Here is a 15843-nt window from a genome sequence, read left to right on the forward strand (position 1 = left end):
TACTTTGTCAGAAAGAGACCTGCCGGTGCTTGCATCGGAGAGGTGTCCATATAAGTTATTTAGGTGCTTCTTCAGATGTATCAAATGAGAATGCCACAATGCTGGTGTTTATCTTTCCTTCCTCGTCCAGGCGTATGAGGGCTTCAAGTAGTTCAATAGAGAAGAATGTTTTCGTCATTCCTATCGGTTTGAACACATGTCTTTTACTTTCGGGAAGTTTGTTGATTTTTTCAGCCGATAAGAAAAACCGGGTGGTAGCGTTGGTTATTTTGATGCTGTTTTCGGTATCGACGGCATCCACCAAGTTGTCTACTGCCAGTATATAACGATCGGATAAAACCCCTGTGCCGGCGCAGGTTAACTTGGAGGGATAGACTTCGACCCCGTAAGGGTCAAAGCTCATGATTAATTCAGCTATCTCCTTGGTAACATTAAAAGCGCCACCTCTGATTAAGTCCAACGCTTCAATATCGAGGATGTCAGTGTCCTGCCATACAATCTCATTCAGACAACTTGTTGGGATAAAATCATTGTCATCATAAAGTGACGAGCGAATATCGACCGCACTAAATAGTGATTCCCCTTCATTCATGTCTTCGTTTATATAGGCTACTTGCATTCTCAATTCTCTACATTTTTCTCTGGGGCAAAAAAGCCACCTCGTGAGGTGGCTTGGGGAGTATAAACCGGCGTTAGCCCATACGTTTAAGCTTTTCCTTCAATTCTGGGATGGCGCGAGTAAAACCATCGATATGGTCGGTCAGGCGTGACAGCAGTTTACGTTTACGCTCTTGGTTACGCCGACCATACAGTAGGGTCCAAACCAGCAGTACTGCACTGACCATGATAAACACTACCAGGGTCAGGTTGTGTCTAAAGAAGGAGGTGCTGTAGATGGGATCCAGCAGCGGGAAGTAGAGCATATCGAACAGCGGATACCAGATATGATCCGGGCCCCAGAAGTTGAAGACCAAGGCGGCAATCGCCAACAAGATCCAGGTGCCTGCGCCGTTGAGCTTGCCGTATTGCTGGAAAGATGTGTTGTTATAACGTTTGCTCTTGGTCAGGTTATAGGCGTACTCACGGTTATAGTCATCAACGCCCAATTTGGCCCTTGAGCTGGCGTAAATCATCCAATCGCCCACATCCAGATCCCCCAACAGATCTTCGCTGAAGCGCATCTCCCGCACTTCACCATCGGCCAGTTGCAGCAAGACTTCGCCATCAACGTTGGAGGTGCGGCTGCGATGGCTGCTGGTTTCAGTGTCTGTGGTGCTGTGGGAAAATCTGTTACCCACATAATGGTCTGTGGTGGTGGTTTTAGTGGTGGTGACCGTGAAGTCATCGACACTGGCGCTGGCACTTCTGTCGAGCACTTTGCCCATGATACAGGAGACGCTGACTTCACCCTTTTCATCGCCAGCCAAGACATGCTTGTGCAGATAGGGCTCACGGTAACTCAGGCTGTATTGCCGCATCATGGCCTCTTCCTCATCGCGGACGCTGAGGCTGTTGGCGGCCGTTGCCGGTGCCTGCTGCTGCGAGCTGCCGCACTGAACACAGTAGCCGTGCTCGCCGTCGATGCGACTCTGGCATTTGAAGCAGAAAATATCCGAGTCTTTTCTCGGCCGCTGGGCGATATGGTAGCCCAGCGCTTCTTGGGTGACAGACAACAGGCGTTTCATCGCCAGTTGCAGCGACTCGTAGCGGCGCAGTTCCCTGGTGTGCTTCTTCTGGTTGCGTTGACGCTCCAGAATGAAACACACCACAGACAGAACCACGGCCACCCCGATAGCGATTTCTGTGGATTGCTTGGCACCAAAGTACAGCAACAAGGCGCTGGCAATCCCCAGCAGCAGCCACCAGAAGGCGCTGGATTGGCTACCCGGCTCATAGTCGGGCACTATGGTGGAGCGTTGACCGTCGGCTTCATGACTGATAGCGGCCGGAGCCATATGGTTATGGCTGACCAGGCGTTTGGCGTCTTTACCTTCGATGCGGTAATTCAGGGTGTAGTCTGTCGGATAAAACAAGGTCAGCACATCGCCGCGGCGAAGCTGGTCGTAGAACTTGTTCTCGGCATTGACACTGACCCGCTCTATGTTGCCGTCCTTGTCTTCCAGCTCAAGCCACCAGTAGCTGTAGGTGAGGTTATTGCCACTGTCTACCCGGCGCCGCTTGTAAAGGAAGCTGGAGTTGACCCGGCCGGTGAAGGTCCTGGCGCCGGAATAGTGGGGTTTGAGATCTTTTAGGATCTCAGGGGCGACATCCTCAATATTCTTCAGTTTGGGCTGCTCAGGCAGGGACTCTCCGCAGTGACCGCAGAAGTTTTCCTTGGCATAAATGGGTTGATTGCAGTGGTGCATTCAGTTTCCTTGTCAATGGGGTAAAAGACGGATTGTCAGTGTTTGTTCGCCGCCATTCAGGCTGTGCCATTTGCGGTAGGTCTGATAACCGGGGGCGCTTACCTGCACATCGTAGTTGCCCGGTTTAAGCCGGATCCCCGGGTGATACTTGGGGCCGATGTTCATGATCCTGATATTTGCGTTGTTCACATTGGTTTCGACCTTGAGGCGTGTCTCGGTCGGTGCCAGCTCGCTGGCCTTGAGTGGCGCTGGAGTGCTCTTGTGCAGCAAGTCTATCTTGGCCAGTGAATGCGCCAGTGGCGAGAAGGCCTGATAGATACCCGTGTGTTGCTCAAAGCTCAGCCCCAAAGGATGCAGCAGCGGCTGGGCGTGCAGTGTCCAGCGCAGGGCGTAGGCAAAGCCGATATTGCCGGACTGTTCCACCTTGGTGAGGAAGTAGTTCACCGGGCTGGTATCATCCTGGGTGTAGCGGTTTTGCACCAAAAGCACCGGCAAGGTCAGCAGCAACAGGGGGGGCAACAGCTTAGCGGTCAATGCCAGCCAGCGGCGTTTGCCGGACTTGGCACTTTCATTGGCATTCTCATTTATGCCGATACTGTCTTCGCTGGCATTTGCTTGACTCGTGCCGGGCCGGAACAGCTGCAGCGTCTTCAGCGGCAGTTTGATAAAGGTCATACAGATCAAAAACAGGCTGAGTGACATGGAGATGGGCGGAATAATCACAGATCGCAGCGCCTGCTTGCCTTGCTCGGCATAGCGTCCGCCATCGGCAAATTCACGCTCTGATTCGGCCAACATCTGCAGGTAACTCTGGGTACGTTTCTGGATGTTGGGATCCAGCACATGGCGTTTGAAGTTGGCCTGGTTCCAGTCGGCGCGGACGTTCGGCACATAGAGATCGCCCATACGAGCGGCTATCTTGCGTTGGATCTGCGGATGCAACTGGAAGGCGTTCCAACTTAAGTTGATGGGCAAGTCCAAACCGCGTTTACGCATCTCGCTCTGCCAGCGGGCATCGGCTTCGGCCTTAACCGTCTTGGCCACGCTTTGACTAAACAGCGGACGATTGCTGATATGCCAGCTGTCAGGCAGTTTCAGCCCCTTGGCCTTGAGGGCCCGGCGCAGTTTCACCTGAGTCACAGGATGCACTCTGAAGTCGGCCAGTGACGCTATGTTGAACGGATAGCCGGTTTCCTTTTCAAACATCACCTGGAACTTGGGATGGGCCAAGAACAGGCGCTGGTAATGATCCGGATCGTCTGTGTACTTATAGCGCTTGTCCTTGAGACCGCCATCGCCACCTGTAGCCAGACTCAGCGCCTGCATGGCGGTGCCGACACCGGCGGTCATCACCCCGAACAGGGCGCTGGATAGCAGGTTTTCGCCCGTGCTGATATCTTCGACTATTAACCAGTAGTTGGGATCTATGTAGCCGAGCCCCGCCTTGGAGATCATTGTCTTGTAGCGGGCGTTTTCCCGTTCTATACATTGATAGCGACGTTCTTTCTGGGACGACTTCTTGTAGCGTTCCTGGCAGCGGTTGGTGTCTTCATGGTAGGCGAAGATCTTGGGGCCGTATTCCTGGGCCCTGGCACCGGCCTTGGCCACATGGGCCTTTTGCGCCTGTTGATACTTGCCCCAGCCTTGATTGACCTCCTGCTCTATGTTTTGCCAGTAACCCATCTCCCGCTCCGGGATCCCGGCCAGGGTCTGGTTGTAGCGGTTGGAGCCTTCGGCATAACTGCGATAGCTGGCCGACAGCTCATCATAGAGTTGACCAAAGTCGTGATAGTGCTGGTCAAAGTCGCGATAGGCCCGCTTTTGCACGAAGTTGTGAATGATCTTCTGCTTGTAATCATCCAGGTTGTCGGTGAGGTTGTGGTCGGCATAGGCCAGGCCGCCGAACAGGGCCAGAAAGGTCAGGTTTTCAGAGCTGTGCAGCTCTTTGGGATCGTAGTTGAGACCTTCGACTTCGACCGCATTAACCGCCAGGGCATCACGCAGCGCCGCGCTGTAGGCCGCGTATTGACGCTGCTCCGGGGTAGAGGGTTCAATCAGCCATTGCTCTATCAGGTATTTTTGGCCGAAAAACACGCTGGGCCAGACGCACAAGGTGAGCAGCAACAGGGTCAGGCTGCCTCTCAGGCCGGTTTTGAACAGCCGCGCCGGCAAGAGATCGGCCAGCAGCAGGGTCACACCTATTCCGGAAATGGTGCGGCCGTATATCTCCAGGTGCTCGAGTTGCTCAGGCTTGGGGGTGCCCAAGCCCACCAAAGAAACCAGTTGGGCGTTGAAGATGGCCTCTGGGATCAGATAGGCAGCGCTCAGCAGCAGGAAAAATACCCGCCAGGACAGTTTTTTCATCCTTGGTTCCTCACTGCTGCTCGCTGCGGCGCAGCTCTATTTTCACTGCATCATCGGCGGTGAGATCTACTTGGGTCTGGTTTTCTCTGGGGCCGGCCTGGGTTTTCATGATCACAGGGACAAAGCCGCCGCCAGACTCGGACGCCTTGCCTTTATTGGCCACAGCGCCTGTCTTGAAGGACTTCAGTTTGCCATCCACCGCCGGATACAGGCCGTTGGGCCAGTAGGTTTCCAGCAAAGAGAGCTTGGAGAGATCCAGATCCTTGGGCAGCGTGGCCAGCTTGCGGGTCAGCTCAGTGCTGCCTTGATAAGGCAGCATGGGCGGCAGGGCGAAGCGGCTGCAAAAGCCATAGAGACTGTCGTCGATAATCACAGAGTCGGGCAGTTGACTGCGCTTGAGTCCCAGCAGGCTCTGTTCGTGGTAATCATGACCATTGATGGTATAGCTGGCTACAGGAATGCCGCGGTTATGGGCCACCGATTTGAACCCAGAGGCGTTTTGCCGATAGTGGCGTATGTCCAGGGCGATACCGAAGTTGGACTTGAGCGCCTTTTTCAGCTTATTGAGTCCGGCCGAGGAGTCATAACGCTTTTCCCGGTAGCGGCGGTTGGCGTAACCCTGAATATCTTCCAGCATGGATTGATTGCGCAAAAAGATGGGGTCTTGACCTGCGCCGCGTTTCATATCGGCCGCCAGTTTGTTCATCGAGGCCTTGGCCGGGCTCTGGATAAAGGACAGGAATACAGCGTCGTTTATCTGCCTCATTTTTTTGAGGTTTTCCAGCTCCAGACTGCTGTAGAAGTAGCGCCCCTGGCCTATGATACTGAAGGCCAGATAGTCGAGCATTTCCAGATCCTGGCTGCCGGCGCGACTCTTGATCTCAATATTCAGCTTCTGTCCGCTATGGGCATAGCGACTGAACACCTGCGCCAGTTGGCGAAAGTTGGGCGGTACCGTATCTGTGAGGGCGCCGGTTTGCATGTCCCGCTGGCGCAGATAGCCCCACTCTTTCTCATAGCGAATCGACTCTATCTTGCGGCGCTTATTGTCTATGGTGCCGGTTTCACGTCCGGTGCGGCCATCGTGATGAATGACCCAGACATCATCCCGGGTCAGTCGCACGTCGATTTCAATCACATCAAACTGGTTATCCAGGGCATCAATGACGGCTTCCAGCGAGTTTTCCGGAAAACGTATCGAGCCTCTGTGGGCCTGAAGCTCCAGGTTGCTGCACTGCCTGGCCCCCAGATAATTGATGTTATCCAGTGGTGACAAAGTAAAGCCTCTGGCGTTGAAGGCTTGTTCCAATGCCAGTTTCTGCGGATCTACGGGTTGAGGTTCTGGGGCGGATGGGGTGCTTTTACAGCCGCCAAGCAGGCCGAAACAGCAAAATATCAGGACGAAAAAGAGACGCACAGGGGTTCCTTGGTGCTCTATAAGTATTTATAAATTAAGGGTATTAAAATTAATTATTTACCGTCGGTCAACCTGTAATGCCAATGTTTAACAAGTTTTACTTGTGCTGTCTCAAAACTGAACATTGGCTGACTTTTAATTGGTCAAATCGTCCGCTTTTTTGCGGACGCAGAACCTGGGATGCGCGTTTTACTCACAACTTGCTTGAGGTATGCTTGAAGCACAATTGTGAATAACCAAGGAAACCAGGTGAACCGACTGATACTCTGCCTGCTTTGCAGTTTGGCTCTGAGCCCTGTCGCCCAGGCCAAGTCGCCCGACAAAGCTGTCAACAAGGGGGGCAACAAAAGCGTCAGTGCCAGGCCTGCCATGCGCATAGTGGCGCTTTCTCCCCATGCGGTGGAGATGCTGTTTGCCATAGGCGCGGGTGAACAGATAGTGGCCACCACAGACTATGCCGATTTCCCCGAGGCCGCCAAGGCCATTCCCCGTATAGGCGGTTACTACGGCATACAGATAGAAAGAGTGATAGAGCTGAATCCGGATCTGGTGGTGGTCTGGGACACGGGTAACCGCAGCGAAGATATAGAACAGCTGACCAAGCTTGGGTATCGCATTTACGGCAGTGACCCCAAGACCTTGGAAGGCATTGCCGAAGAGCTGGAACAGCTAGGGCGTCTCACCGGTCACAGACAGCAGGCCGGGGAAGTGGCTGCCGACTACCGGCAGCAATTGGCAAATTTGCGCCGGGACAATGCCGCCAAGCCGGAGATCAAGGTGTTCTATCAACTCTGGTCCGAGCCTTTGATGACAGTGGCCCAGGACAGTTGGATCCAGCAATTGTTGGAAGTCTGCCATGGCAACAACGTCTTCAAGGACAGCAGCTCTCCCTATCCGCAGGTAAGCATGGAAAATGTGCTTCTCAGTCAACCCGAGGTGATCATCAAGACAGATGAAAAGGGCGATGGGAAGCGGTTGGACTGGAGTCAATGGCAGGAGATCCCTGCGGTGAAAACGGAACAAATCTACACACTTAACGCCGATATTCTGCACCGGGCGACCCCAAGGGCGCTGGAAGGTGTTGAGGCTATCTGCAAGGTGCTCGACAAGGTCCGCGAAGGGCAGCGGCTATGACAATCATCATCCCGGCTTCGGCGCCAGTCTGGTAATCCTGCTGCAGGCCAGGCGTTTTAAGCCCGTCCTCTATTTATTCATCTGTTACTAAGTGTCCGCCTGGCGGACACTTTTGCAAAAAGCGGACAGTATCCGCTTGTCCGCGGACACAAATAAAATCTCCACTGCTTTCCAACCAATTGATAACTATGACTATCTAAACTTGGCACAAGCTTTGTAAACCTAGTTGCAACAAGATGGTCACAAGCTCAATTGAGGAACAAACGGGATGATTAAGGATACCAGCGGACAAGACAAGCAAGTGGCGCCGAGTTTAGCGCGTCGCCTCAAGTGGCCGGCTACCCTGGGCGCGGCAGTATTGTTGCTGTCGGGCCTGGTGTGGGCCAGTGTCAGTGGCAGCGGTGTCAGTGAATCCATAGATCGCAGTGAGCTGCGCTTCGCCACTCTGGAGCGCGGCACTCTGACTCGGGATATCGCCACTACAGGCAAGATAGTCGCCGCCAACGCACCAATCCTCTACAGCCCGGAAGGCGGCACTGTGACTCTGATAGCCAATCCAGGGGACAGGGTCGAGCAGGGCCAGGTGGTCGCGACCATAGAAAGCCACAGCCTGACCAATAGCCTCAAGCAGCAGCAGGCCCTGCTCGACGGGATGAAGAGTGCCCTGGAACGGGCCAAGTTGGATGCCAGACGTAATCAACTCAAGGCGAATCAGACACTGGATATGGCCAAGGTGGATCTGGAGGCCGCAGACAGGGAGAGCCGCCGCGGCGATCAACTGATCGAAACCAGCCTGATCTCCAAGATAGATTACGAGAAGAGCAAGGATGAGCTGCACAAGGCCAAGCTGCAGTATGCCCATGCCCAGCAGGAAGCCGCACTGATGAAAGACACCTTGACCTTTGAGCTGCAAAACAAGGCGGCCGAGGTCAATCGTCAGGCACTGGTGGTAGCCGAGTTGGAACGTCAGGTGGCAGCACTGAACATCACAGCCCCTGTTGGCGGCATCATAGGTAACTGGCTGACGGAACAAAAAGCCCGTATCGCCCAGAGCCAGCCGATCCTGACCGTAGTGGACTTGAGTGCCTTCGAGGCTGAGTTGGCAGTGCCGGAAACCTACGCCGATGAACTGGGGCTGGGGATGGATGTGGAACTCAACTTCGGCGGCGTGATGGTGATGGGCAAGTTGGCCTCCATCTCCCCCGAAGTACGTAACCGCGAAGTCTCTACCCGGGTCCGGTTCCAGCAGGATACCGCTTTGCACCTGAGGCAGAATCAGCGCCTGTCGGCCAGAGTCTTGTTGGAAAACCGTGCCGATGTGCTGATGGTCAAGCGCGGCGCCTTCGTGAACAGTGGCGGTGGCCGCCTGGTGTACCGTCTCCAGGGAGATATTGCCGAGCGCACCGAGATCAAACTCGGCGCCCGCAGCATGAGCCATATCGAGGTGCTGGAAGGCGGCGAGGTGGGCGACCAATGGGTGATTTCCAATATCGATCTGTTCAATGACGCCGAGCAAGTGCTGGTTCGCTGAGGAGAGAAGAATGAAAACCGAAAACTTCAACACCGAACGTCTGGTGGCGGCCCTGGCTCTTATGCTGTTGCTGGTGGCGACTCTGATCTATACCCGAGATACCTCGGACTGGTTCCTGCTGGGACTCAATCTTATCGAAGCCACCACAGTCAACTCTGTGTCGGCCGAGCCAGGGCAAGTTACCGATGTCAGCCATACCGCGATGGCGCCGGGCCAGTGGCTTGGGCAATGCCTGTCTGCCCTGACGAAACTAAAATAACTCACCGAATAACGCAAAAATAAGGAACTAAGACCATGTTAACCATGAAAAATATCAACAAGGTGTTCAAAACGGATTTAGTGGAAACCCATGCGTTACGGGATTTCAATCTGGCGGTGCAAGAGGGGGAATTTGTTGCCGTGACCGGACCGTCGGGCTCGGGTAAAACCACCTTCCTCAATATCGCCGGTCTGCTCGAAGGCTTTACCCATGGCGAGTATTTTCTCGATGATGTCAATATCTCCAACCTGAGTGACAACAAGGCAGCGGCCATCCGCAATGAGAAAATTGGCTTTATCTTTCAGGGTTTTAATCTTATCCCTGACTTGAATCTGGCGGAGAATGTTGAAGTACCACTGCGTTATCGCGGCTTTGGTGCCAAGGAGCGCCAGAAGCGGGTGAAGCAGGCGCTGGAGCAGGTGGGCCTGGGGGCGAGAATGAAGCATCTGCCCTCACAACTCTCGGGTGGTCAGCAGCAGCGGGTGGCCATCGCCCGCGCCTTGGCCGGGGAGCCGAGATTCCTGCTCGCCGACGAACCTACGGGTAACCTGGACAGCCTGATGGCCCGCCAGGTGATGGAACTGCTGGAAGAGATCAACAAGGCCGGCACGACCATCATCATGGTGACCCATGACCCGGAGCTGGCCCGCCGCGCCCAGCGCAATATCCAGATAGTGGATGGCCAGGTGTGTGACTTCAGCCGCTATCAAACCGAACAGGCGCCGCAGCTGGATGTGGCCGAACAAGTGGCCAGCTAAGGAGCGCGAGCATGTTTATTTATTATGTTGACCTGGCCTGGCGCAGCATCAAAAAGACGCCGATATTGTCGCTGTTGATGGTGTTGGCCATCTCAGTGGGGATAGGGATCACCATCACCACGCTGAACGTGTACAGCATGATGTCATTCAACCCGGCCGGGGATCGCGCCGAGCAACTCAACACAGTGCAGCTGTGGAGCCAGGGACCCGATTCCTGGGATGAGTTTCACTCGCTGATCACTTTTCAGGATGCCATGAATCTGCGTAAGGGGGATCTTCCCAAATCGCAGGCCGCCATGTTCCGCAGTGGTATGGCGGTGCAAACGGATGACCCTGAAGTTCTACCCATGTTGCAGGGCGTCAGGGTGACAGACCGCGGCTTCTTCCCGCTGTTCGAAGTGCCTTTTCTCTATGGCAACGTTTGGGACAAATCAGTGGACGAGCAAGCGGCCTATCAAGTGGTTATCGGCAGAAAGCTGAACCAGAAGCTGTTTGGCGGCGAGAACAGCGTTGGCAAGACGGTCTATCTCAACCGCAAACCCTTTCAGGTGGTGGGCGTGATAGCCGACTGGAACCCTCAGCCCAAGTATTACGATCCTACCAGCGGCGCCTTTGCCAGTGCTGAGCAGGTGTATATTCCGTTTTCGCTGGCCGCCCATGAAGAGTTTCCGATTTGGGGGAATGTCTCAGGTTGGAAGTATGAGCGTCTGGACAACTATCAGGACAGACTGGTTTCAGAGAAAGTTTGGCTCGAGTACTGGGTCGATCTGCCAAGCGCAGAAGACAGAGCCGCCTATAAGAACTTCCTCGCTCAGTATGTCGAGCAGCAAAAAGAACTGGGGCGCTTCACCGATGGCAAGTCTCCCTCTGAGTCGGCGCAGCTGTCCGATGTAGACGCCTGGCTGGAGAAAAATCATGTAGTGCCCGAGGACAATAAGATTCTGGTGGGGCTGAGCATACTGTTTCTCAGTGTTTGCCTGGTCAATATTCTGGGATTGATGCTGACCAAGTTCCTTAAGCGAGCTCCCGAGGTTGGCGTGCGCCGCGCCATTGGGGCCAGCCGCGGGCAGATCTTCTCTCAATACATGGTCGAGGTGGGCGTGATCGGGCTGCTGGGTGGTTTTCTCGGTCTCGCCTGGGCCTGGGGAGCACTCTATAGCTTGTCGGCGCGCTTCGGGGTTGCCGAAGGGCTGACGCACCTGTCTTTGAGTATGTGGTTTATCACCCCCGGGATAGCGGTAGGAACCGCCATGTTGGCGGGTCTTTATCCGGCTTGGGTTGTGTGCCGCACTAAACCAAGCGTTTACCTCAAGAGCCAGTAAGGGATTGACTATGCTAAATATTAAACCGGTTTTCAGCAGCCTGATGCGCAGCAAGAGCGGCCCGATACTACTGCTGATGCAGATCATCTTATCGGTGGCCATAGTCGCCAATGCCAGCTTTATTATCCATGAACGTTTGACCATGATGCAGCGTGATTCTGGGATTGCCGAGCAGGAGATCCTGGCCTTTACCGTCTACAACTTCGACCCCAATATAGATACCAAGCTGCAGAACAAGGTCGACCAGCAGATCCTCCGCCGCCTGCCCAATGTTGTCACGGCGACGTCCACCAATATGTTGCCGCTCAGTGGCAGTGGCTGGTCCACCACGCTGAATCTGGGGCCGGATCCGGAAACGTCCAAGACGACGCCTCAGCTTGCCATGTACCTGGGGACAGAGCATACCCTGGAAACCTTGGGGGTCAAGTTGGTGGATGGGCGTAACTTCTACGCCAACGAGATCAATGATGATGTTAACGGCAGCAATAAGCTGGTGATCATCAGCAAGGCGCTGGCCGATGAGGTTTGGCCGAATGAGTCCGCTGTGGGCAAGACCCTCTGGGCCGACAGGGACGAGAATGTCACAGTGATAGGTGTGGTCGACAAACTGCAGGGTGCCTGGGTGGACAGCAAAGATCTCGAGTACAGCCTGATCCAGAACGTCGATTACACCGGACATTTCTACATGGTGCGGGCGCCGAGCGAGCATCACAAGGCGTTGAAAGAGCAGATCCTCGAGGCCTTGATGAAGGAAAACCCCAATCGGGTGATCGATGATTTCCAATCTATCCAGGAAGTAAAGCAAAGCTCCTATCGTGACCACGAGCTCATGGTCAGCGTGCTGTCCATGATGGTGATTTTGCTGCTGCTGATCACCAGTTTAGGCCTGACAGGTATGGTGATGTTCAACATTCAGCGCCGCACCAAACAGATTGGCACCCGGCGGGCCTTGGGGGCCACCAAGGCCGATATCCTGAGTCTGTTTCTGACGGAAAACTACCTTATCTGTATCGCCGGAGGGCTGTTGGGGGCTTGTCTTGCCGTGGTGTTGGGGCAACAACTGATGCAGCACTATGACCTGCCACAGCTCGACCTCATCTATCCGCTGCTGACAGTGGTGGGCATGTTGCTGGTGACGACAGTGGCTGTGGTATTGCCTGCCCGCAGGGCGGCGAATATCTCACCGGCAATGGCGACCCGCAGCGTCTGAACCGCCTGCCGCCCATTCGAGTCGACGGCATGGCTCATGCAGTTTGGCTCGCGTTGGCGGCAGCTTTAGGGTAGTTTTACCCATAATTTTTACAATAGATATAACAGGATGTAACAAGCAGGCATGATGGATACTGTACTCGTTGTCGATGACAATCAGGCCGTATGTCAGGCGTTGTCGCTGATGTTGGAAATTGCCGGTTACCGGCCGCTCAGTTGTCAGAGCCCTCAGGAGGCGCTGTACTTTATTGAGCAAGAAGAGGTCAGCCTGGTGATCCAGGACATGAATTTCAGCCGCGACACCACCTCGGGGGAGGAAGGGCGGGAACTGTTTCACGCCTTGCGCAGTCGCCAGCCGCAACTGCCAATCATCTTGCTCACCGCCTGGACCGAGCTGGAAATGGCAGTGGAATTGATGAAGGCCGGAGCCGCCGATTATCTGGCCAAGCCCTGGGATGACAACAAGTTGCTCAACAGTGTCGCCAACCTGATTTCCCTCTACAAGCTGCAACAGGATAACCAGCAGTTGCAGCAGCGTGAGCAGCAACGGCAGGCGGTATTCGATGGTGCCGATCTCTGTGGTTTGGTATTTGCCAGCGCTGCCATGGAGCGCTGTATTGATCTGGCGTTGCAACTGGCACGCTCGGATGTCTCTGTGCTGATCACAGGCCCCAACGGCGCAGGCAAGGATAAGCTGGCGGACATACTGCACGCCAATTCGCCACTGAAACACAAGCCGCTTATCAAGGTCAATGTCGGCGCCTTGCCGATGGAGCTGATGGAGGCCGAGCTGTTTGGCGCCGAGGCCGGTGCATTTACCGGCGCCACCAAGGCCCGTATCGGCCGTTTCGAAGCGGCCGATGGCGGTACCCTGTTTCTGGATGAGATAGGCAACCTGCCGCTGTCCGGGCAGATAAAACTGCTGCGGGTATTGCAGACCGGCGAGTTTGAACGCCTGGGCAGCCACCAGACCCGTAAGGTCAAGGTCAGGCTGCTGAGTGCCACCAACGCCGATCTGCGCCAGGACATTATCGAAGGCCGTTTTCGCGAGGATCTTTTCTATCGCCTCAATGTGGTGGAACTGGCATTGCCGCCATTGGCGCAGCGCAAAGACGACATCTTGCCGCTGGTGGAGCACTTTTGTGCCGGCGCGGTCGCGGCCTTGAACAAGAGCGCGGCGTTGAGCAAGAGCCTTACGTTGGACAAGAGTGCCAAAGAGGCGCTGCTGGCCCACGACTGGCCCGGTAATGTACGCGAGTTGGAAAACGCCTGTAAACGCGCGGTTTTGCTGAGTCGCAGCGAGTCCTTGAGCTGCAGTGATTTCGGTTTGGCAGCGGGAACCGCCTCGAAAACTATCTTGGATTCAAGTGTCGGCCAAGCTCCAGAGAACCGTGGACAACAAGCCGGGGCAGAGGAGCCGGGCAAGGCGGAAATAGAAGCGGCGCTGGCCGAGCACGGCGGCGTTATCGCCAGGGTTGCCAAGTCATTTGGCATCAGCCGTCAGGCGCTCTATCGGCGGATGGAGAAGTTTGGTATCGACGGCAAGAGGCAGGCATGACAGGAGGACTCAGTCTAAGACACAGGCTGCTGCTGGGCATGCTGCTGAGCACCTTGCTGGGTTTGCTGCTCGGGTGGGGTTGTCTGTTGTGGTTGGGGCCTGAATGGTTATGGCTGGCGGTGGTGGCGGGGTTGCTGGCAGCTTTGGGCATAGGGCTTAGGTTGACCCGAACCCTGGGTGATAGCCTGGCGGGGCTGGAAATCGGCATGCTTAACCTGATTGATCGAGATTTTAGTGTCTCGTTGCCGGACAGCGGCATCAGCGAGCTGGATAGACTGGCTCAACTGTTCAACGAGGCGTCGGCCAGGCTCAGGCAGGAGCGGCAGCATATCTATCAGCGGGAATTGTTGCTGGATAAGGTCATTCAAAACTCGCCCAATATCATGCTGCTGTGCGATAGCGTGGGTCATATCATTTATGCCAACGACGCCGCCAAACATCTGTTCAATGCCAGGAAAGGCTTGGAAGGAAGCAGCCTCTCTGAGCTCAAAGCCAAGGTGAGCGAAGAGATGCGCCAAATGCTGGAGAGTGAGCGCGATGGTCTGTTCAATCTCGGCTTGCCGGAAGGCGAAAACCAGAGCTGGCACCTGAGTCGCGGCCAGTTCAACCTCAATGGTCAGCAGCATCAGTTGCTGCTGCTCAAGCAGATGACCCGTGAGCTCAACCGCCAGGAGGTGGCGGTGTGGAAGAAGGTGATCCGGGTAATCAGTCATGAACTCAATAACTCGCTGGCGCCTATTGCCTCCATGGTCAACTCGGGTCGGCGCTTGACCACAGAGAACCGCGATCCCAAGCTGAGCCTGATCTTCGATACCATAGAAAATCGCACCAATCATCTGGGGCAATTTATCGAGGGTTATGCCCGTTTTGCCAAACTGCCCAGCCCCAGGAAACACGTTATTCCATGGGCCCGCTTGCTGCCTGAGTTGGCTGAGCATTACGCCTTTGTCTGCCGGGAGACCCCTACGCTGACTTTGCTGGCCGATGAGGTGCAACTGGAGCAGGTGTTGCTGAATCTGCTCAAAAACGCCCATGAGTCCGGCTCGGCGCCTGAGGAGATTGAGCTGCAGATAGCCAGCCGCTCCGGTTGGCGCAGCGATGCTGCCGACCCGGTTGCCGGCGTCAGTATCTGCGTGATGGATCGCGGCAGTGGCATGTCAGCAGAGGTGTTGTCGCAGGCGCTGTTACCCTTCTATTCCACCAAGCCTCAGGGCAGTGGCCTGGGACTGGCGTTGTGCCGAGAGATTGCCGAGGCTCACGACGGTCGTCTCAGCCTGCAAAACCGTCAGGATGGTGGTTTGTTGGTTCAGCTGTGGTTACCGCAACAGTGAGTCATACTTTCGGGTGATTTTTAACGGATCTCGACTCATCCGAAATAGCTATTTTTCAGGTAAATATGTCGCTGGCGGGTGACTCGGTTCCGGCGCTGCTGTTAATGTAATGCTCTTGTTAAAGGAATGGCCTTTTCAGGCAACAAAGGGAATTTTCGGGGACAATGCCGCACTCTGTCTTGTTATCCATGCGCTGTATCTTGTGCTTACTGATGCTGACACTTGCGTCTGCTCCGGCGTTGGCCGCAGCCGAGGCGGATGACATAGAGATCAGTGGCCTGGTCATAGACAGAACCCTGACCCGCTTTGGCAAGGATTTTGGTTTTTACTACTCGGGGTATTGGCGGGATCTGCCCTTTACCCAGGGATTCAATGTCACCCTTTACGAGACGGTTTTCCCTCAGGCCGGCACCTTGCTGACACTGGAGGTTAACGGTACCCGTATTTACCAAACCCATTTTGGCCGCAGAGCCAGTCCCATCAAGGAGCGGGCCGAACAGGCGATTCTCTTGACCATAGATTATATCGCCTCGGTCAGAGCCCAATCCATGACAGGGGAATTGGGATCCAATTGGGATGGAATTTAGGAAGCAA

At 55.0% G+C, this 15843-nt stretch carries 13 protein-coding genes; 9 read left to right on the forward strand and 4 right to left on the reverse strand.

All coding sequences use genetic code 11. From position 1 onward, the window contains the following. Positions 1-55: 55 nt before the first annotated feature. The 4 genes from ON072_RS10720 to ON072_RS10735 form a co-directional block, all read right to left on the reverse strand. Entirely contained in the window at positions 56-619 is a 564-nt protein-coding gene (locus ON072_RS10720) for an imm11 family protein (RefSeq protein ID WP_109248346.1), read from the reverse strand. Positions 620-692: 73 nt separating this feature from the next. Further along, positions 693-2366, reverse strand: coding sequence for a hypothetical protein (locus ON072_RS10725; protein WP_261753009.1), 1674 nt, complete (start codon positions 2364-2366; stop codon positions 693-695). A gap of 12 nt (positions 2367-2378) precedes the next feature. After that, positions 2379-4730, reverse strand: coding sequence for a PEGA domain-containing protein (locus tag ON072_RS10730; RefSeq protein WP_261753010.1), 2352 nt, complete (start codon positions 4728-4730; stop codon positions 2379-2381). Positions 4731-4740: 10 nt separating this feature from the next. Next, the gene (locus ON072_RS10735; RefSeq protein ID WP_244997873.1) at positions 4741-6147 is read right to left on the reverse strand and encodes a glycerophosphodiester phosphodiesterase; all 1407 of its coding nucleotides are present in this window, start codon (positions 6145-6147) and stop codon (positions 4741-4743) included. A 369-nt stretch (positions 6148-6516) separates the two neighbouring features. Here ON072_RS10735 and ON072_RS10740 point away from each other — a divergent pair, with 369 nt between their 5' ends. The 9 genes from ON072_RS10740 to ON072_RS10780 all read left to right on the forward strand — a co-directional run bounded on the left by ON072_RS10740 (position 6517) and on the right by ON072_RS10780 (position 15836). Beyond that, positions 6517-7281, forward strand: a complete 765-nt coding sequence (locus ON072_RS10740; protein ID WP_261753031.1) for a cobalamin-binding protein — start codon at positions 6517-6519, stop codon at positions 7279-7281. A gap of 268 nt (positions 7282-7549) precedes the next feature. Next, on the forward strand, positions 7550-8812 hold the full coding sequence (locus tag ON072_RS10745) for an efflux RND transporter periplasmic adaptor subunit (protein ID WP_025008866.1): 1263 nt from the start codon (positions 7550-7552) through the stop codon (positions 8810-8812). 10 nt (positions 8813-8822) lie between these two features. Continuing rightward, positions 8823-9071, forward strand: coding sequence for a hypothetical protein (locus ON072_RS10750; RefSeq protein WP_208139248.1), 249 nt, complete (start codon positions 8823-8825; stop codon positions 9069-9071). Between the two features lie 35 nt (positions 9072-9106). Then, a complete protein-coding gene (locus ON072_RS10755; protein ID WP_044735187.1) occupies positions 9107-9829 on the forward strand; it encodes an ABC transporter ATP-binding protein in 723 nt (240 codons plus the stop codon). Positions 9830-9840: 11 nt separating this feature from the next. Then, complete coding sequence (locus ON072_RS10760) at positions 9841-11151, forward strand: ABC transporter permease (protein ID WP_025888626.1); 1311 nt, start codon at positions 9841-9843, stop codon at positions 11149-11151. Between the two features lie 10 nt (positions 11152-11161). Further along, entirely contained in the window at positions 11162-12361 is a 1200-nt protein-coding gene (locus ON072_RS10765) for an ABC transporter permease (protein WP_025008869.1), read from the forward strand. A gap of 126 nt (positions 12362-12487) precedes the next feature. After that, a complete protein-coding gene (locus tag ON072_RS10770) occupies positions 12488-13918 on the forward strand; it encodes a sigma-54-dependent transcriptional regulator (RefSeq protein WP_144220449.1) in 1431 nt (476 codons plus the stop codon). Continuing rightward, on the forward strand, positions 13915-15249 hold the full coding sequence (locus ON072_RS10775) for a sensor histidine kinase (protein ID WP_144220450.1): 1335 nt from the start codon (positions 13915-13917) through the stop codon (positions 15247-15249). The genes ON072_RS10770 and ON072_RS10775 overlap by 4 nt, the downstream gene beginning before the upstream one ends. 164 nt (positions 15250-15413) lie before the next feature. Next, positions 15414-15836, forward strand: coding sequence for a curli production assembly/transport protein CsgE (locus ON072_RS10780; protein ID WP_037436138.1), 423 nt, complete (start codon positions 15414-15416; stop codon positions 15834-15836). Positions 15837-15843 lie beyond the last annotated feature (7 nt).

Origin of the sequence: Shewanella sp. K8 (assembly GCF_028823715.1) — a bacterium.
GTDB classification, from domain to species: domain Bacteria; phylum Pseudomonadota; class Gammaproteobacteria; order Enterobacterales; family Shewanellaceae; genus Shewanella; species Shewanella algae.

Bases quoted from the DNA above. Each gene is read 5' to 3' on its own strand.
- ON072_RS10720 (WP_109248346.1), bottom strand. From the start codon at position 619: ATGCAAGTAGCCTATATAAACGAAGACATGAATGAAGGGGAATCACTA.
- ON072_RS10725 (WP_261753009.1), bottom strand. From the start codon at position 2,366: ATGCACCACTGCAATCAACCCATTTATGCCAAGGAAAACTTCTGCGGT.
- ON072_RS10730 (WP_261753010.1), bottom strand. From the start codon at position 4,730: ATGAAAAAACTGTCCTGGCGGGTATTTTTCCTGCTGCTGAGCGCTGCC.
- ON072_RS10740 (WP_261753031.1), top strand. From the start codon at position 6,517: ATGCGCATAGTGGCGCTTTCTCCCCATGCGGTGGAGATGCTGTTTGCC.
- ON072_RS10745 (WP_025008866.1), top strand. From the start codon at position 7,550: ATGATTAAGGATACCAGCGGACAAGACAAGCAAGTGGCGCCGAGTTTA.
- ON072_RS10750 (WP_208139248.1), top strand. From the start codon at position 8,823: ATGAAAACCGAAAACTTCAACACCGAACGTCTGGTGGCGGCCCTGGCT.
- ON072_RS10755 (WP_044735187.1), top strand. From the start codon at position 9,107: ATGTTAACCATGAAAAATATCAACAAGGTGTTCAAAACGGATTTAGTG.
- ON072_RS10760 (WP_025888626.1), top strand. From the start codon at position 9,841: ATGTTTATTTATTATGTTGACCTGGCCTGGCGCAGCATCAAAAAGACG.
- ON072_RS10765 (WP_025008869.1), top strand. From the start codon at position 11,162: ATGCTAAATATTAAACCGGTTTTCAGCAGCCTGATGCGCAGCAAGAGC.
- ON072_RS10770 (WP_144220449.1), top strand. From the start codon at position 12,488: ATGGATACTGTACTCGTTGTCGATGACAATCAGGCCGTATGTCAGGCG.
- ON072_RS10775 (WP_144220450.1), top strand. From the start codon at position 13,915: ATGACAGGAGGACTCAGTCTAAGACACAGGCTGCTGCTGGGCATGCTG.
- ON072_RS10780 (WP_037436138.1), top strand. From the start codon at position 15,414: ATGCCGCACTCTGTCTTGTTATCCATGCGCTGTATCTTGTGCTTACTG.